This window comes from Marinimicrobium agarilyticum DSM 16975, from assembly GCF_000423345.1.
GTDB lineage: Bacteria > Pseudomonadota > Gammaproteobacteria > Pseudomonadales > Cellvibrionaceae > Marinimicrobium > Marinimicrobium agarilyticum.
In genome coordinates, this window is the sequence record NZ_AUHU01000007.1 from 124,185 (window position 1) to 141,473 (window position 17,289).

14 protein-coding genes are annotated in these 17,289 nt (G+C 57.7%); 7 read left to right on the forward strand and 7 right to left on the reverse strand.

Annotated elements, in window-relative coordinates:
* Positions 1-31 precede the first annotated feature (31 nt).
* The 5 genes from purH to G547_RS20790 all read left to right on the forward strand — a co-directional run bounded on the left by purH (position 32) and on the right by G547_RS20790 (position 7,132).
* Positions 32-1,612 carry a bifunctional phosphoribosylaminoimidazolecarboxamide formyltransferase/IMP cyclohydrolase gene (gene purH, locus G547_RS0109005; RefSeq protein ID WP_027329577.1) on the forward strand — a complete coding sequence of 527 codons (1,581 nt, stop codon included), beginning with the start codon at positions 32-34 and terminating at the stop codon, positions 1,610-1,612.
* A 10-nt stretch (positions 1,613-1,622) separates the two neighbouring features.
* Positions 1,623-2,912, forward strand: a complete 1,290-nt coding sequence (gene purD / locus G547_RS0109010; protein ID WP_027329578.1) for a phosphoribosylamine--glycine ligase — start codon at positions 1,623-1,625, stop codon at positions 2,910-2,912.
* 233 nt (positions 2,913-3,145) lie between these two features.
* Complete coding sequence (locus G547_RS0109015; RefSeq protein WP_027329579.1) at positions 3,146-4,366, forward strand: porin; 1,221 nt, start codon at positions 3,146-3,148, stop codon at positions 4,364-4,366.
* A gap of 11 nt (positions 4,367-4,377) precedes the next feature.
* The gene (locus G547_RS20785) at positions 4,378-4,806 is read left to right on the forward strand and encodes a type 2 periplasmic-binding domain-containing protein (protein WP_036187849.1); all 429 of its coding nucleotides are present in this window, start codon (positions 4,378-4,380) and stop codon (positions 4,804-4,806) included.
* 82 nt (positions 4,807-4,888) lie between these two features.
* On the forward strand, positions 4,889-7,132 hold the full coding sequence (locus G547_RS20790) for a putative bifunctional diguanylate cyclase/phosphodiesterase (RefSeq protein ID WP_245573453.1): 2,244 nt from the start codon (positions 4,889-4,891) through the stop codon (positions 7,130-7,132).
* Here the strand turns inward: G547_RS20790 and G547_RS0109035 are convergent.
* The 5 genes from G547_RS0109035 to G547_RS20795 all read right to left on the reverse strand — a co-directional run bounded on the left by G547_RS0109035 (position 7,126) and on the right by G547_RS20795 (position 12,630).
* Positions 7,126-7,938: a hypothetical protein gene (locus tag G547_RS0109035; protein WP_027329580.1), complete on the reverse strand. Its 813-nt coding sequence runs from the start codon at positions 7,936-7,938 to the stop codon at positions 7,126-7,128. The genes G547_RS20790 and G547_RS0109035 overlap by 7 nt on opposite strands.
* An 8-nt stretch (positions 7,939-7,946) precedes the next feature.
* On the reverse strand, positions 7,947-8,525 hold the full coding sequence (locus G547_RS0109040) for a hypothetical protein (RefSeq protein ID WP_027329581.1): 579 nt from the start codon (positions 8,523-8,525) through the stop codon (positions 7,947-7,949).
* Positions 8,526-8,714: 189 nt separating this feature from the next.
* Entirely contained in the window at positions 8,715-10,490 is a 1,776-nt protein-coding gene (locus G547_RS0109045; protein WP_027329582.1) for a cellulase family glycosylhydrolase, read from the reverse strand.
* 290 nt (positions 10,491-10,780) lie between these two features.
* Positions 10,781-11,344 (reverse strand): thioredoxin family protein, encoded by a 564-nt coding sequence (locus G547_RS0109050; RefSeq protein ID WP_027329583.1) that lies wholly within the window; start codon positions 11,342-11,344, stop codon positions 10,781-10,783.
* Between the two features lie 98 nt (positions 11,345-11,442).
* Positions 11,443-12,630 carry a glycosyl hydrolase gene (locus G547_RS20795; RefSeq protein ID WP_051235135.1) on the reverse strand — a complete coding sequence of 396 codons (1,188 nt, stop codon included), beginning with the start codon at positions 12,628-12,630 and terminating at the stop codon, positions 11,443-11,445.
* A 561-nt stretch (positions 12,631-13,191) separates the two neighbouring features.
* Here G547_RS20795 and uxaC point away from each other — a divergent pair.
* Both uxaC and G547_RS0109065 read left to right on the forward strand, forming a co-directional pair.
* Entirely contained in the window at positions 13,192-14,607 is a 1,416-nt protein-coding gene (gene uxaC / locus G547_RS0109060) for a glucuronate isomerase (RefSeq protein ID WP_027329584.1), read from the forward strand.
* Between the two features lie 155 nt (positions 14,608-14,762).
* The gene (locus tag G547_RS0109065) at positions 14,763-15,722 is read left to right on the forward strand and encodes an AEC family transporter (RefSeq protein ID WP_027329585.1); all 960 of its coding nucleotides are present in this window, start codon (positions 14,763-14,765) and stop codon (positions 15,720-15,722) included.
* 16 nt (positions 15,723-15,738) lie between these two features.
* Here G547_RS0109065 and phoU read toward each other — a convergent pair whose 3' ends face one another.
* Positions 15,739-16,467 carry a phosphate signaling complex protein PhoU gene (phoU, locus tag G547_RS0109070; RefSeq protein WP_027329586.1) on the reverse strand — a complete coding sequence of 243 codons (729 nt, stop codon included), beginning with the start codon at positions 16,465-16,467 and terminating at the stop codon, positions 15,739-15,741.
* A 20-nt stretch (positions 16,468-16,487) separates the two neighbouring features.
* Entirely contained in the window at positions 16,488-17,252 is a 765-nt protein-coding gene (gene pstB / locus G547_RS0109075; RefSeq protein ID WP_425411495.1) for a phosphate ABC transporter ATP-binding protein PstB, read from the reverse strand.
* Positions 17,253-17,289: the final 37 nt, after the last annotated feature.

Sequence of the window (17,289 nt, forward strand, 5' to 3'; positions counted from 1 at the left end):
TTGAACAGGCACTGGGGGAAACTCGCCAACCATGACCAGCGTTAATCATCTCGCACCTGTGAACCGGGCGCTTATCAGCGTCTCCGACAAAACCGGCATTGTGGAATTCGCCAAGGCCCTGAACGAGCGTGGAGTGGAAATCCTGTCCACCGGCGGCACCTTCCGCCTGCTCAAGGACAACGGCATTCCCGCCGTGGAAGTGTCCGACTATACCGGCTTCCCCGAAATGATGGACGGGAGGGTAAAAACCCTGCACCCGAAAGTCCACGGCGGTATTCTCGGGCGTCGGGGGCAGGATGACACCATCATGGGCGAGCACGGTATCAGCGCCATCGACATGGTGGTGGTCAACCTCTACCCCTTCGAGCAAACCGTCGCCAACCCCGACTGCTCCCTGGAAGACGCCGTGGAGAACATCGATATCGGCGGCCCCACCATGGTCCGCGCTGCGGCCAAGAACCACGCCCACGTCAATATTGTGGTCAATGCGGGCGACTACGCTCGGGTGCTGGCGGAGTTGGACGCTCACGACGGGCACACCACCTACGAAACCCGGTTTGATCTGGCCATCAAGGCTTACGAGCATACCGCCGCCTATGATGGCGCCATCGCCAATTATTTCGGTAGAAAAGTCGAGGGCGGCAGCGACAATTTCCCCCGCACCTTCAACAGCCAGTTCCTGAAAACCCAGGAAATGCGCTACGGCGAAAATCCCCATCAAAAGGCCGCATTTTACGTTGAAAAAAAACCGGCCGAGGCCAGCATCGCCACCGCCACTCAGTTACAGGGCAAGGAGCTGTCCTACAATAATGTGGCGGACACCGACGCGGCGCTGGAGTGCGTCAAGAGTTTTGACGAGCCTGCCTGCGTGATCGTCAAGCATGCCAACCCTTGCGGTGTGGCCACCGCCGGCAACCTTAAAGCCGCTTACGACCTTGCCTTTGCCACCGACCCGGAATCTGCCTTCGGCGGTATTATCGCGTTCAACCGCGAGCTGGACGTCGAGACGGCCAAGGCCATTGTCGAGCGCCAGTTTGTGGAAGTGATCATCGCTCCGAGCGTTTCCGAAGCGGCGATCGAGGTGGTCAGCACCAAGAAAAACCTTCGCCTGCTGGCCTGTGGCCAATGGGGCAACGAACGCGTCGCCGGACTGGATTACAAGCGTGTCAACGGCGGCCTGCTGGTGCAGGATCGCGACAGTGGCATGGTGAGCGAAAGCGACCTGAAAGTGGTCACCAAGCGCGCGCCGAGCGAGCAGGAGATTCGCGATCTGCTGTTCGCCTGGAAAGTGGCGAAATTCGTTAAATCCAATGCAATTGTCTATGCCAAGAACAACCAGACTGTGGGAGTCGGTGCTGGCCAGATGAGCCGGGTCAACTCCGCCCGTATCGCCGGCATCAAAGCCGAGCATGCGGGCCTGGAGGTGAAAGGCTCGGTGATGGCTTCGGACGCTTTCTTTCCCTTCCGCGATGGACTCGACAACGCCGGTGCCGCGGGCATTGCTGCCGTGATTCAACCCGGCGGCTCCATGCGTGATGAAGAGGTAATCACCGCGGCGGATGAACACAACATCGCCATGGTCTTCACCGGCATGCGCCATTTCCGGCACTAAGGAGTCCAGAATGAACTTACTGATCATCGGCGGTGGCGGCAGAGAGCACGCCCTCGCCTGGAAAGCGGCCCAAAGCTCTGAAGTGACCACCGTTTTCGTTGCGCCGGGCAACGCCGGCACCGCACTGGAAAAGAAACTGGAAAACGTTGCCATCGACGTGCTGGACTTTCCCGCCCTGGCGGAGTTTGCCCAGCAAAATGATGTGGCACTGACCATCGTTGGCCCGGAAGCCCCTCTGGTCGAGGGCGTGGTGGACTATTTTTCCGAACGGAACTTGCCCTGCTTTGGCCCGAGCAAGGGCGCCGCGCAGTTGGAAGGCTCCAAGTCGTTTACCAAGGACTTTCTCGCGCGCCACAAGATTCCCACGGCGGATTACCAGACCTTCACGGAAGTGGAACCCGCCCTCGCCTATCTGGACGAGAAAGGCGCCCCCATCGTGATCAAGGCCGACGGCCTGGCCGCCGGCAAGGGCGTGATCGTCGCGCAGACCCTGGAAGAAGCCAAGACCGCCGTGCGTGACATGCTCTCTGGGAACGCCTTCGGCGATGCGGGCTGTCGCGTCGTCATTGAGGAGTTTCTGACCGGAGAAGAAGCCAGCTTCATTGTCATGGTCGATGGTAAGAACGTGTTGCCCATGGCCACCAGCCAGGATCACAAACCCGTGGGTGAAGGCGACACCGGCCCCAATACCGGTGGGATGGGTGCGTACTCCCCTGCACCGGTAGTGACTGATGAAGTCTACCAACGCATTATGGATCAGGTGATCACGCCCACCGTGGAAGGCATGGCGGCCGAGGGCAACCCCTATACCGGGTTTCTGTATGCGGGCCTTATGATCAGCCCCGAAGGCCAACCCAAGGTCATCGAGTACAACTGCCGCTTTGGCGACCCCGAAACCCAACCGATCATGTTGCGTCTGAAGTCCGACCTGGCCGCTCTGTGTCAATCAGCGCTGGTGGGCAAGCTCAACGTCACCACCGCCGAATGGGACGATCGCGCCGCGGTGGGTGTCGTACTCGCTGCCGGGGGCTATCCCGGCGCCTACCGGAAAGGCGACGAAATCACCGGCTTACCCGCGGAAGAGACCCCGGGTGAACGTGTGTTCCACGCCGGCACCAACACCCGGGACGGAAAAGTGGTCACCAGCGGCGGTCGTGTACTCTGTGCCACAGCACTCGGCAGCACCGTCGGCGAAGCGCAGAAGCGGGCTTACGCCCTCGCGGACCGCATTCATTGGAACGGCGTCTTTTACCGCAAGGATATCGGCTACCGGGCGATCGCGCGGGAAGAGCAGCGGTAACACCAGCACACAAGCCCGGGCCGCCTTGCGCGGGCCGGGCAAACTGGCGCTCGCGGCGCTGAATGCTATAATCCAAGAGGCACGGTCAAAACTCCCATTTACCGGGACTTATGGCTACGCTCCCTCAAGCCACTATTCAAGGTATTACCCGAACCAAGGTACTACCCGAAAAGCATTATGAAATTCCGCTTTCGCCTGAACATCATAACAATGCTGTCACTAAAAGGCTCTCGATGAAACGCTTTCACACTCTTATTTTGGGCTTGACGGTATTGGTGCTACCTATTGGCGCCATCTCCGCAAGCGCCAACCCCGACTCATCATCCTGGAGTGTCAACGGCTTCGGAACACTCGGCGTGGTCCGTTCCGACGAGGAGCAGGCGGATTTCACATCGGGCCTGCTGGCGGATGAAGGCGCCGGTTACAGCGACCAATGGAGCGCGAAAGTTGACAGTAAGGTCGGTGTTCAGCTCACATCGAATTTCGCTTCAAAATTCCAGGCAGTACTTCAAGTTGTCTCGGAGCAAGGCCACGACGGTTCATTTGACCCTCAGGTGGAATGGGCAAACGTCAGTTACAAGGCTACACCAAATCTTACCGTTCGCCTCGGACGAACCGTGCTGCCCACGTTTATGGCATCCGAGTACCGAAAAGTCGGTTACGCCATGCCCACTGTTCGTCCTGCGGCAGAGGTCTACAATTTGGTGCCCATTACCAACTCCGATGGCATCGACATCATTTACAAAAAGCGCTTTGGAGAGATTACCAACGCGCTACATTTTCTTTACGGACAGAAAAATACCGACCTGCCCGACGGCTTTGATATAAACGCAGACAACGCCTTTACCCTGGCCAACACACTGGAATGGAAAAACACCACGCTTTTCGCAAGCTATTCGCAAGCCGACCTCACCACAGAGGTACTGAACTCTTTCTTTGAGAGCTTCCGCGCCTTTGGTCCCGAAGGAGAGCGTCTGGCCGATCGCTTTGACCTGAACGAAACTACCGTGCACATTGCCAGCGTCGGTGTGCGCTATGACCCGGGCGACTGGTTTGTCACGAGCGAGTGGACCAATAGCCGGTCACGGTCCTTCATCGGCGAGCACCAGGGCTGGTACGCGACGGGAGGCGTTCGCATCAAGGCACTGACCCCCTACCTGACGGTGGCCGACCTGCAAGCAAAAGGGGCTTTGTCTCACCCGGGTTTGCCCATCCCTCAGGCGGAGCCGTTGAACCGGGCGCTCAATCAACTGCTGCAGGGAAACACCAGCGATCAGATGCGCCTGGCCATCGGAGCACGTTGGGACTTTTCCCCGAGTATGGCCCTGAAGATCCAGTATGATCATATTGACCTGAGGCGCGGCACCCGTGGCGTACTGTCAAACACACAGCCGGGGTTTGAGGGCAATGAACCCGTCGGGTTGTTCAGCACCACTATCGACTTCGTCTTTTAGGTTTCCAGATCATGCCACAGACTTTCGTAAAAATAATAATCATCGGGCTTCTGAGCGGACTGGGAAGTGTGACCTGGGCCGACGTGGTTGTGGTCGTGTCCGAGAAAAGCCCGATTCAGGCACTGACCTCGACTCAACTGACGGATATCTACCTGGGCCGCCTGACCCGTTTGCCTGAGGCTGGTTCTGTTGTGCCCGTCGATCAGGTGGAGCAGAGCAATACCCACCACGACTTTTACCAACAGTATTTGGGGCGTACACCGGCACAAATTCGCGCGCACTGGTCCCGGTTGATTTTCACCGGCCGAGGTCAGCCACCGAAGGCCGTAGAGAGCGACGCGGCTATGGCTGAAGCGCTGCGCCGCAACCCCAGCGCCATCGGTTACATGGATTCCGAAACGTTGCCCGAGGGTATGCGGGTCATCGATATCGAGTCCTAAGCATATGACAGAGACGGCGTCGAAAACTCCACCAAGAACCCCGAACAAAAAACTTCAAAAGCTCTTGGAGGTGCCGGTGCTGATGGGTGCTCTGGGCCTCATTGGCGTGGTTCTGATTTGGGCCGCGACGTTTCACCTGGCAGGAGACGTGGTAAGAAATGCTTCCAGAAATGCCGCGTCAGCGGCAACCGACGCGGCGGACACTTATGAGGCGCAAGTGGTTCGTGCCTTGCGCGAGATTGACCAGACGCTGAAACTGGTACGGTATGATGTTCAGCGCCACCCCCCCAACGTCGCCATCAATGCTCTCAACGAACGGAACCTGCTGCCCCCCAGCCTACTGTTTTCCGTGGCCGTCCTCAGTCCCCGGGGGGAAATTCTGGCAACCCATGGCCGGTTCGGCCTGGAGCATCCCGAGGAGCATGATTTCTTTCAGCGCGCGCGTCGCACTGACCAACTGACCCTCAGTCAACCGGTCGAGACCCCAGAGGGTCCATTTCTTTACTTCGCAAGGGGCATGACAGAGAACCAGACCTCCGAGGTGATTGTCCTGGCCGTGCACGCCGGCTACTTCGTCAGCGGTTACGACCGTGCCACTCTGGGCGAGCAGGGAGTGCTTGGAATCACTGGCGAAGACGACCACTTTCGGGTTCGTCGCACGGGTGAAGAGATCAGCGTGGGCGCCCCTTTGGGCATTGTCGCTACAGCGGTTCCAGAGAATGACGAGCAGTCATTCGCACCGCTGATTGAACACCCCCGGGATCAGATCGAGCGCTATACGGTGGTGCGCGCGCTATTCGATTTCCCTGTCTCGGTCGTTGTCGGTTTGTCGCGTGCAGAACAGTTAGCGCCAGCTCGAGCGACGGCGCACGAGTACTACTGGCGGGCGGGGCTCGCCAGCGCCCTGCTGATTCTGACAATCGGGATTTTGGGCCGTTTGAGCTGGCGGCTGCAGAAGGCACGGCGGCAAACCATGGAAGAGCGCGTGCAGCACGCCCAAAAGGTGGAATACCTGGCTTTTCATGACAGCCTGACGGATTTACCCAACCGTGCCTACTTCAGCCGCATGCTGACACAATCCATGCTTGAGGCCCGACGTTATCACCGAGAATTCGCTCTGCTTTTTCTCGATCTGGACCGATTCAAGAACATCAACGACTCTCTGGGACACGACGCCGGGGATGAGCTATTGCAGGAAATTGCACGGCGGCTGACGCTCTCCATCAGAGAGAGTGATATCGTAGCCCGCCTTGGCGGCGATGAGTTTGTGGTGCTGCTGCCCGAGATCACCAACCCGGAACAGGTGGTTCCCGTCGCCGAAAAAATATTGGCCGCCTGCGCCAGGCCATTTACCTTGGTCGGGCAGGAGTTTCGGGTCACGGTCAGTATCGGCATCACACTCTTCCCCCAAGACGGGGACGATGAGCAGACCCTGATGAAAAACGCCGACATGGCCATGTACCATGCCAAGGAAATGGGGAAAAATAATTTCCAGTTTTTCTCTGAATCCCTCAGTAACGACTCCCTGGAAAGGCTGACATTGGAATCCAGCCTTCGCCACGCCCTGGAGCGGGATGAGTTTCGCCTGTATTACCAACCCAAACGAAACATGAAAAGTGGTGAAATTACCGGCGTGGAGGCCCTGCTGCGCTGGAAACACCCGGAGCTGGGCTTGATTCTGCCAATGCAGTTCATCCCAATGGCCGAGGAAAACGGATTGATTGTCCCGATCGGGCGCTGGGTGTTTCGCACCGCCTGCCAACAGAGTGTCGACTGGCAGGCCCAGGGGATGCCCCCGATCAGCATGGCTATCAACTTGTCGGCCCGCCAGTTTATCGACGAACACCTGTTGGATGACATCAAGTTGGCCCTCGAAGAAACCGGCATGAACCCGTCGCTGCTGGAACTCGAGATTACCGAGAGCATGGTCATGCGCGACGTCGACGCCACACTGGCCATCCTGAATGAACTGAAGGCCATGGGCGTCCGGGTCGCCATTGACGATTTCGGGACCGGTTATTCTTCCCTATCAACGCTGAAACAGTTTCCGGTGGACACCATCAAGATAGACGCTTCTTTCATCCGGGACCTGACACGTAGCCTGGAGGATCGCGGGCTGACCGAGGCCATTATCGCCGTCGGGCGCAACCTCAGCCTGAACGTCATCGCAGAGGGAGTGGAAACCTCCGAGCAGTATGAGTTTCTGCAAGGGCAGGCGTGTGATGAGTTCCAGGGTTTTTATGGAAACGAAGCTTTACCGGCCGAGGAGTTCAGACACCTGGTTGCTACGGGCTCTTTGAAAGCACCTCGTGCCGGTGATCACTGAACCACCGTATAGGTCCTGGCAGCCAACAACGGCAACGCCTCATTGGTGCCGAAGATTTCGACCCGGTAGGTCCCCGGTTCCCAACCGCTTTTTGGCCTGACCCATGCTTCCTGCCGCTGGCCCGGGCCCGTTGTGACGGGGTGGTAATCGAAATGACTCAGCCCCGAACCACCTTCGTGCACCCAACGGATGACCACAGAGGCCGCGCTATAGTCCTGCGGGACCGTGTAGTGAAGGTAGACCGTGCGGTCTTCTGATTGAAAACCGTTCTGAATCCGATAGGGTCCGCCGTCATGGCGCGGAGAATACCGACTGAGCAGAACGTCGCCTGGTGCCAGCTCCCACGCTTTCCTATCCGAACCGGCGGCCCAGCGCGCGTACAGTGGGCGCAGATGCTCCGGAGGCAGGCCGGAACGATGCAGCCAGTCGGGGGAGATATGGGAATGGGCTTCAAAAAACGCCGCCAGAACCTCAAGCTCAACCTGGCGCGCCAGCGCAAGCGCTTCTTCCCGCGTGAAACCCACGGCAAGGCCGAGCCTCAGCTCCTCCAGAGTTTCGGCGTTGACCGAGTCGGTCGCGGGCGGTTGGCTTGCACTTTCATGACGCTCTCGTTCACCCAACGTCGCTCCTGGACGTTTCATTGGGGCCTCCTCTCTGGCCTCGCCTCTGTGCCCTTCCCTGGGCAGAGAATCAGTCGCTTCCAACTCGGTGCTCCCGGTGACATCAGCGGGCTGCAGCCACCGCGCCCAGGCCAACAGGCTGACCAACGTAAAGACCACGGCCACCGCTTTCACCAAGGTGTTCATGGCGCGGCCTAGGCGTCGTTCAGGTAATCATCACGCGCCGTAATGCACTCATTCAGTGAGTTGTAACGCGTCACGTAACTGGCGGCGTTGCCCTCAATCGGGTTGCAAGCCGTATCGGAATACTGCACAGGCCCCTGGCAGGACGCGTAGATGTAATCACTCGTCTGAGCGGTACACAATCGGTAATACTCCGCTTCGGTCGGGTCCTCAATGGTGACACCGCCACCGCCCGAGCTACCCGGCTCACAATCATAGCCCTCTGCGACACTACGGGCATAATCGACCTGAGATTCGTAATTGTCGTAGTACTCATCCGCCCCCGAGGTGCTACCCTCCGAACAGAGGCTAAGGGCTGTCTCCAGGTAGCCGTCTGCCGCCACGAACTGCACTGACACCTGGGTGCCGCAAGCATTGGCTGCCTCCCGTTCGCTGGCCGTGATGATATCCGGGTAAGAGCCACTGCAAGAACCACCCCCGGAGCTTTCAAGCTCGCGGGTCTCTTCACCCTCGTCCTCTTCTGCGGCGCATCCGGCCAGTAGCACGGTCACCGTCAAGGCCCATAGTAACGTCTGAATCCAGATTTTCATTTGAGGTATTCCGCCCTTTATCAACAGAGTGTTTATGTGATTCTAGGCGCCGTCGATTTTTTTGACATACCCCATATGGGTGATTTTTGACGTGGAAATACAAAAAAAGCCGGCCAGCACCCGGAAAGGGGCGCGGACCGGCTTTGAAAGAGGCTCACCAAAGGAGGCAGCCTCGGCTCGGCAGGGAGATCAATCCGCCGCTTGGGTCAATACATCGACCAGCTCCGGCTCTATGATGCTGCCGTTATAGCGGTCAAACAGGGCGAAGCCGCCATTGCCGGCATAGCCATTATCCCAATAGACCGGCACCATATCGTGGTCCACCGCCGACTGGGTGATGTACTCGTTCCAGTAACGGCGATAGACGTCATGACCTTCGACGTTGTCCCGGGAAATGACGCCGTACTCACCGAGAATCACACCGATGCCCTGCTCGACAAAGTGCGTCTGCATACGGTCGAACTGGGAATCCACGTAGGATTCGTTGGCCCAGGTTTCGGTGGCGTTGGGATCGGTGGCAATTGACCCCCACTGAGTGATGTTGCTGCTTTCGTTCAAGGTAAAGTTGTAGGGGTCATAGTAGTGGACCTCCATCAACAAACGATCCTGAACCGTGTCATCGGGAATTTCGGCAAAATTCACGGTGTGGTCAATGTTGGTGTTGAAGCCCTGAACCACGAGGTAACGATCGGCGTTGTTGCCTCCAGTCGCTCGCACCGTGTCAACAAAGGTCTGATTAAAGCTGTTCTGTACCGTGTAGTACTCCTCGGTAGGCGTACCATAATCCCCTTCCACCATGACCTCGTTGGTGCCAGCGAACAACAGGCGGTGATCGTACCCTTCAAAATGTTCGGCGATCTGGGTCCACATGATGGTCAGGCGATTGTTGACATATTCCTGATCGGCGTAAGTGGGCTGCATCCAGCCGTTGTCCCAGTGGATGTTCATGATTACGTACATGTCCGCATCCAGGGCGTAGTTCACGACCTCTTCCACCCGGTTCAACCAGCTTTGTTCAATCACGAAATTTTCGGCGTCGGAAAACTTGCTCCAGGCAACGGGCAGGCGCAGGGTATCGAAACCGGCGGCTTTTACCGAGTCGATCAGCTCACGGGTAATCATGGGGTTACCCCAGGCCGTTTCACCGCCGACCGCATCGAGCGAATTGCCAACGTTCCAGCCCACGCCCATTTCATCGGTCAACTCCACCGCTGTCAGCCCGCTGGGAACCGAGGCAGCCGAACTGGCACTGCTGGAGACGCTACTGGAAACACTCGAACGGCTACTAACCGCCGAGCTGACGCTGCTCGACGCGCTGGAGCAGCTTTCTCCACCCTCAATGCCGTAGGGAGCGGGTTGGCTGCTACAGGTACTGGGGGAGACGCAGCTTTGCTGGCTTTCCCAGCCCCACCCGGATTCAGTCTGCTCGCACAGGAGGTAGGAAGTCCCGTACCAGTTGCAACTATCACCGCCTGTACATTGCGCGGCGGAGCTGGCTGAGGAGCTCACAGAGCTCTCTACGGAGGAACTGGAGGATTCAGCGGCGCTACTGGATACCGCCACACTGCTGGAGCTCGCCGCGGAGCCTCCGCAAACAGCGCCACTCACGGTCGGCGTTTCGAGACCGTTGGTGGACTCGACCTGAAACCCGAAGGAGACGGTCTGCCCGGGCTGAACCGTTGCGTTCCAGCCCATGTCGGAGGCGGTATAAGGGTTGTCACCACTCAGGCTGGCGTTCCAGCTATTGGTAACGGTGCTGTGGTCGTAGGACCAACTGACACTCCAGCCATTGATGGCACTGGTGCTGGTGTTGGTGATTTCAATAGAGGCAGTGGCACCGCCGCCCCAGTCATTCTGAATCAGATAGTCACAACGGGCGGACTGAGCGCTGACCGACTGAGAAGCCAACACACTGGCACTCAGTAAAAGCGCACTGCCGATCTGTTTCAATGCGGAAATCGTCATGGGAACGTCTCTCCTGTTATCGTTTTATGCAGGAAATAAAGGACCGACTTCGCTGCCGCGAAGCAAATGACGCGCAAAAGTAGCGGACAGCGACTTGTCGATACGACTCAATCGCCCGCAACGTTGCTTACCGCGCTTTATTCTTAACCACATGCAGGCCTCTGGATTATAACCAGAGGTTTTTCAAATAAAATAACTTTTTCACTTTTGATTGAGATGTGAGTCACAGAATGGGGGAGTTGGCGGGGGATCCCACAAAAGAGCGGCAGGCAACGCCCGCCGCTTCGGTCTCAAGCGTCCTCTTTCCATTTGATATTGCAACCCAGACTCGGTTTTTGTTGATCGGCGGGCGGTTCTTTTCCCTGCGCCACCTGCTCCGCCGCCGCCAACAAGTCGGCGCCGGAAACCGGTATGTCGTTGCCCGGGCGACTGTCATCCAGTTGTCCGCGATACACCAGACGGCGATTGCGATCAAACAGGAAGAAGTCTGGCGTACAGGCCGCCTCAAAGGAACGGGCCACTTTCTGGCTCTCATCGTAAAGATACGGAAATGCCAGCTTGTACTCCTTCGCAAATAGCGCCATTTTGTCGGGCGCATCGTCGGGGTACGCTTTCACATCATTGGAGCTGATGGCAATACAGCGAATGCCCATATCATTGAGCTTGTCATTGAGTGTTTCCAGGAAAGGCGCGATGTGCAGAACAAACGGGCAGTGATTGCAGATGAACATCACCAACAAGCCTTTGTCACCCATGCGTTGGCTCAACTTCCAGGTCTCACCAGCCGGATCCGGCAAGATGGTATCCGGCAATTCGGTACCGAGAGGCAACATATTGGATGGAGTTCGGGCCATTGAGGCATCCTCCTGATTATGGGGCCCTTACCGGCATTATTGCTCAACACTTCAGCAATAATGCCCGTAAGAGCCCCGGTGAAACGAAAGTGGTAAACCTAATTGTATACCTCGGGCAGGTCACTGTTAAACAGGGTGAAGTCGTCCTGGTAAAACGCCCGGAAGTCTTCCAGCGTGCCACGCTCGCGGTCGTGAGGCAGGGTTGTCGGCACCCAATAATGAGGCTTGCCGCCATCAACGCCCTCAGGCGCATTACGCCACACCAGTAAATAGGCGACTTTACGCGCCTGTTCGTCGCTCTTCAGCGCTTCGAGCAACTTGCGGTACCAGCGGTTGTCGTATTGACCCGCTTCGATGTCCGGCGCGCGAATGCCAATCTCGGCGATGGCGGCTATCTTGCCTCTCGCCTCTGCCATGCGGACCACCAGGGCGGCATTGTCCTGCACGTTCTGAAACCAATCGGCATTGTCAGAAGCCGGCCCATAGGCATCAAAGGCCAGTACATCCACCCATTGGTCACCGGGGTAACGCTCTTCGTAAGCCGCTTCGGTGGCCGGCCAGAAGGCGTTGGGAGAATAGGCATACAGGAAATTGTGAACGCCTTTCTCCCCCCTCAAGTAATCGACCGTAAAGCGATAGAGGGCCTTGTACTGCTCTGGGGTCGACTGATCCGCGCCCCACCAGAACCAACTCCCGGTATTTTCATGCAGCACCCGGTAGATCACGGGGATGGCCGTCCCGTCCTCGGCCCTCAGGTTCAAGGCCCACTGAGCGAGCTGATCCAGGTATCCGGTGTAGACCTCATGGGCCTCACCCCCGGGAAGAGCGGCCTCCACCGCCGGGGTGGTATCCCAGGAGGTGCCCGTGGGAAAAGTCCCTTTCTGAGCCTCGGTCAGGGGGTTGTCCAGGTGTGTGCTGATGGTGATGATGCCACCGCGCTCATAGGCTTTGATCGCCTGCTCTGTGATATCGCCTTCTATCTTGGGCGCCACGATCGAGAGCGTGTCCCAGCCGTAAACGGCCGCGAAATCGCCCACCGCGTTGTCGGTATCCGACTGGGTGCCATCGGTGGTGTCGATGGTGAGCCCCTGAGTGGTCTCGTGTTGGTGACCGAACAGAATCCCCCGCCCCATTTGCCGTCGCAGGAAATGAAACAGCGCCCGGGTCTGGGTAGTGGCAGCAGGATCGGCCGGGGCCAGCGCTTCCGGGGAGGGGCCACCGCTCGCGCAGCCGGTGAGAACCAGGCCCAACAGTGCGGCAATGACCGCTTTTTGCATTTTTTGCATTGAAGTACCTCATCCAGTATTGGCGAATATTGCCGTCTTGTGGTCTAGGCCTCCGCGTCGGTGAGCTCTACCCTGGTTATTGCTTTAGTGCGTACCTGAAGCGATCCGGCTTCCCGCCAGCGCTGCCGACCGGAGAATGCCGAACCGGCCCGTCGATGTAAAGGAGATCGCTATGGCTCAAATAGCCTGACTTTATTTCACTTTGACTATAACTTTGGTATCATTGACCCACAAAGTTAGCAAGCGCTTACAGCAAAGCGACACCCCTTTCAGGCGCTGTTTATATTTGCTCGAACAGGAGGTAAACTGCTGGAGATCCGCATTATAAGCGGCGCCGGGCGATCTGGGTGACCCCGGAATAACCAGTGACGGCCAAAGGACGAGGGCAACAACCTTTGGGCCGACACACAATAATCAACCTTGGCAGTAAACGAGCAAGACAGCGCGCTGTGGTGCCATTGTGTCACTCGCTGTATGTTCTGCCTAAACCCCTGCACAACCGACACCAGGGTCCACCCGGCTCCCGGTGACGGCGTTTGTGTGTTGAGAGGAACTGTGAGAATGACTTTTATTAACGACGATTTTTTGCTCGACACCGAGCAAGCCAAGGCGTTGTACCACGATTACGCCAAAGACATGCCGATCATCGATTATCACTGCCACCTCCCCCCGGACCAGATTGGCGAGAACAAACAGTTCAAGAATCTGAGCGAAGTCTGGCTTGCGGGCGATCACTACAAGTGGCGTGCCATGCGCTCTAACGGGGTCAGCGAGAAGTACTGCACAGGCGATGCCAGCGACTGGGAGAAGTTTCAGGCCTGGGCGGAAACCGTGCCTTACACGCTGCGCAACCCGCTGTATCATTGGACCCACCTGGAACTGAAGAAGCCGTTCGGAATTACCGGCAAGCTGCTCAACGGGGACAATGCCCGGGAAGTGTGGGACCAGTGCAACGAATTGCTCGCGACACCGGAATTCAGCGCCAAGGGGCTGATTACCCAGGCCAACGTGAAAGTGATCTGCACCACTGATGATCCGACCCACGACCTGCGCCACCACCGGAACATTGCCGCGGACAGCGACTTCAACACCAACGTGCTGCCCACTTGGCGCCCGGACAAGGCAATGGCCGCCGAGGACACTCAGGCGTACAACACCTACTTGGACCGTCTGGCCGAGGTCAGCGACACCGAAATCAGCAGCTATGACGACCTGATGTCCGCCCTCCAGAAGCGGCACGACTTCTTTCACCAACAGGGCTGTCGCCTCTCGGACCACGGGCTGGAAACCGTCCATGCGGCGGATTACACCGAAGCGGAGATCAAAGCGATTTTTGCCAAAGTGCGCGGCGGCACCGACCTGTCGGAGGAGGAGTTGGAGAAGTTCTACTCCGCCATGCTGGTGGAATTTGCCCGTCAGGACCACGAGAAAGGCTGGGTGCAGCAGTACCACATTGGGGCGATTCGCAATAACAACCCACGTCTGTTCCGCTCCCTCGGCCCTGACACCGGTTTTGACTCCATCGGCGACCATAACTATGCCAAACCCCTGGCGAAGTTCCTGGGGCGTCTGGACAACGACGATCGCCTGGCCAAGACCATCCTGTACAACCTGAACCCGCGCGACAATGAGATGATTGCCACCATGATCGGCAACTTCCAGGACGGCTCGGCACCCGGGAAAATGCAGTTCGGCAGCGGCTGGTGGTTCATGGATCAGCTCGATGGCATGAAACGCCAGATGGAAGCGTTGAGCCAGCTCGGGTTACTGAGCCGTTTTGTGGGTATGCTCACTGACAGCCGTAGCTTCCTGAGTTACTCCCGGCATGAATATTTTCGTCGCCTGCTGTGCCGCACCCTCGGTAACGACATGGTCAATGGGCTGGTGCCCAACGACCTGCCGATGGTCGGCGGTATGGTTCAGGATATCAGCTTCAATAACGCGCGGGACTACTTCCCGTTTGACGTACCGAAGTAAACGTCGACGGCTGCGGTTTGGCGAAGCACTTATACGCCCGGCTCTACGCCGGGCGTTCTGTTTCCAAGCGGAGCTCTCATGCGAGGCCTGCCCATCTTGACAGAACGCACGCCAAAAGCCGACGCTATTAAAACACTCATCCCCTTGGTAGCGACGTGAACAACAGCGATCTTCTGTCTACTTTTCTGTTTTCCCTGTCGGTGACCACGCCCATCTTTTTGATGGTGGCACTCGGTTCGGTGCTACGCCGTCTGGGACTGATTGACGAAGCGTTTATCAATACGGCCTCGCGCCTGGTGTTTTCCGTCGGGCTACCGGTCCTTCTGTTTTTCAGCAACGCCACAGCAGATTTCGGTGCGGCCACCGACGGGCGCATTCTGGTCGCCGTGGTCGCTGGCGCGGTGCTCATTTTTACCTTGAGTCTTGCCACCGCCGACTGGTTTGTTCAAGACAAAAGGGATCGGGGGGTGCTCACGCAGGCAGCTTTTCGCGGCAACCTGGTGATCATCGGTCTGGCTTACTGCGCCAACGCCTACGGGGAGAGCGGCGTGGCCATGGCGGCTTTGCCTCTGGCCGTCACCATCGTGCTCTACAACGTTCTCTCCGTCGTGGCGCTCAACCGGGATCTGGATAGCGAACGGGGCCTACACGGGGTCTTTGTGGGTATCGTGCGCAATCCACTGATCATCGGTATCGTGGCCGGCCTGGTTTACGGCGCCCTGGCACCACCAATCGCCGAGCCGATTCGCCGGGCGGGCAATTACCTGGGAGAGATGACTCTGCCCCTGGCATTACTTTGTGTTGGCGGTTCTCTCGACCTGAAATCACTGGGGCAAATCGGCGGCGGAGCCTTGGCAGCCAACTGCTGGAAGCTGATCATTTCGCCGCTGGTTGCGGTGGCGCTGGCTCTGTTGCTGGGGCTACAGGGAGAGGCGGTGGCCGTAGTCTTCCTGTTGGCCGCTTCACCGACCGCCACGGCGAGCTTCGTCATGGTGCGGGCCATGGGCGGTAATGCCGCCTTGGCCGCCACCATGATTGTTCAGACCACCCTGTTCGGACTGATCACGGTCACCCTCGGACTCTGGCTGGTGGAAGCCTTTCTGCCCACTCTATAGGGGAGCGGACGACCGGCTAGTCTGCTTTGTCGTCCTGAATCTGCTCCTGGATTTCGTCGTAAGTCTCGTGCCGGACGTCCTCGCCTTTCACCAAGTACACGACGTATTGCGCCAGGTTGCGTGCGTGGTCCCCAATACGTTCAAGGGCGCGCAAACTCCACATAATGTTCAGCGCGCGAGTGATCGAACGAGGGTCTTCGATCATGAACGTAATCATCTCGCGCATGGCGGAGTTGTATTCCATGTCGACCGTTCTGTCGGTCTGCACCACCCGCAATGCCAGCTCGATATCAAGGCGGGCAAAGGCATCCAGGGCATCGCTCAACATACGCGAGACGTGCCCACCAATGTGGCGCACCTCGACATAACCGCGCGGCGCGCTGGAGCCTTCACCGCTCAGCGCGAGCGCCTGCCGTGCAATTTTGCTGGCTTCATCACCCACACGCTCCAGGTCGGTGATCGCCTTGGTCACGGCAATCACCAAGCGCAAGTCGCTTGCCGCAGGCTGTCGCCGGGCCAAGATTCGGATACAGTCTTCATCAATGTCCACTTCCATATCGTTGACATCGTCGTCATCCCGGACCACCCGCTCAGCGGTTTCGGAGTCCGCATCAATCAGCGATTGAATCGCGTCATTGACCTGCCGCTGCGCCAGGCCGCCCATTTCCGAGAGCTTGGTTTTGATCTCATCAAGCTCCAGGTTGTATTGCTGTGAAATATGGTGCGTGTGGGACTTGATATCCATAACCATAATGAACAACCCTCCTAGCCGTAACGACCGGTGATGTAATCTTCAGTTTGCTTGTTGGTCGGGTTGGTGAACAACGAATCGGTATCACCGAACTCAACCAGATCCCCCATATACATGAACGCAGTATAGTCCGAAACCCGGGCCGCCTGCTGCATATTGTGGGTGACTATCACAATAGTGTAATGATTCTTCAGCTCGTAGATCAGCTCCTCGATTTTGAGCGTCGAGATCGGATCCAGAGCGGAAGCCGGCTCATCCAGCAGAATGACCTCGGGCTCGATGGCGATGGCGCGCGCGATAACCAGACGCTGCTGCTGACCGCCGGAAAGACCGAAGGCGTTGTCGTGCAGACGATCTTTCACCTCTTCCCACAAAGCGGCGCCGCGCAAGGATTTCTCAACCACCTCATCCAGAACGCGACGGGATTTCACGCCCTGGAGCCGCAGACCATAAGCCACATTTTCATAAATGGATTTCGGAAAGGGGTTGGGTTTCTGAAACACCATACCGACCTGTCGACGCAACTCGGCCACATCCACCTTCTTATCGTAGATGTTGTTGCCGTCCATCAGCAACTTCCCCTCAATGCGACAGCTGTCCACCAGATCGTTCATCCGGTTGAAGCAACGCAACAAGGTGGACTTGCCACACCCGGACGGGCCGATAAACGCCGTTACTTTCTTTTCCGGAATTTTCAGGTTGATGTTTTTCAGTGCCTGGTCTTTGCCGTAGAAAAGATTCAGGTTATTGATTTCGAGCTTGATTGACTCGTCTTCCATTGCCATGGGGTTACCCTGTGTCTGCGGTCGGGGCGCG

Coding starts and splice junctions, on each gene's coding strand:
- G547_RS0109040 (WP_027329581.1), bottom strand. CDS start 8,525: ATGAAAATCTGGATTCAGACGTTACTATGGGCCTTGACGGTGACCGTG.
- phoU (WP_027329586.1), bottom strand. CDS start 16,467: ATGGATATCAAGTCCCACACGCACCATATTTCACAGCAATACAACCTG.
- G547_RS0109035 (WP_027329580.1), bottom strand. CDS start 7,938: ATGAACACCTTGGTGAAAGCGGTGGCCGTGGTCTTTACGTTGGTCAGC.
- uxaC (WP_027329584.1), top strand. CDS start 13,192: ATGACTTTTATTAACGACGATTTTTTGCTCGACACCGAGCAAGCCAAG.
- G547_RS0109045 (WP_027329582.1), bottom strand. CDS start 10,490: ATGACGATTTCCGCATTGAAACAGATCGGCAGTGCGCTTTTACTGAGT.
- purH (WP_027329577.1), top strand. CDS start 32: ATGACCAGCGTTAATCATCTCGCACCTGTGAACCGGGCGCTTATCAGC.
- G547_RS0109015 (WP_027329579.1), top strand. CDS start 3,146: ATGAAACGCTTTCACACTCTTATTTTGGGCTTGACGGTATTGGTGCTA.
- pstB (WP_425411495.1), bottom strand. CDS start 17,252: ATGGAAGACGAGTCAATCAAGCTCGAAATCAATAACCTGAATCTTTTC.
- G547_RS20785 (WP_036187849.1), top strand. CDS start 4,378: ATGCCACAGACTTTCGTAAAAATAATAATCATCGGGCTTCTGAGCGGA.
- G547_RS20790 (WP_245573453.1), top strand. CDS start 4,889: ATGGGTGCTCTGGGCCTCATTGGCGTGGTTCTGATTTGGGCCGCGACG.
- G547_RS20795 (WP_051235135.1), bottom strand. CDS start 12,630: ATGCAAAAAATGCAAAAAGCGGTCATTGCCGCACTGTTGGGCCTGGTT.
- G547_RS0109050 (WP_027329583.1), bottom strand. CDS start 11,344: ATGGCCCGAACTCCATCCAATATGTTGCCTCTCGGTACCGAATTGCCG.
- purD (WP_027329578.1), top strand. CDS start 1,623: ATGAACTTACTGATCATCGGCGGTGGCGGCAGAGAGCACGCCCTCGCC.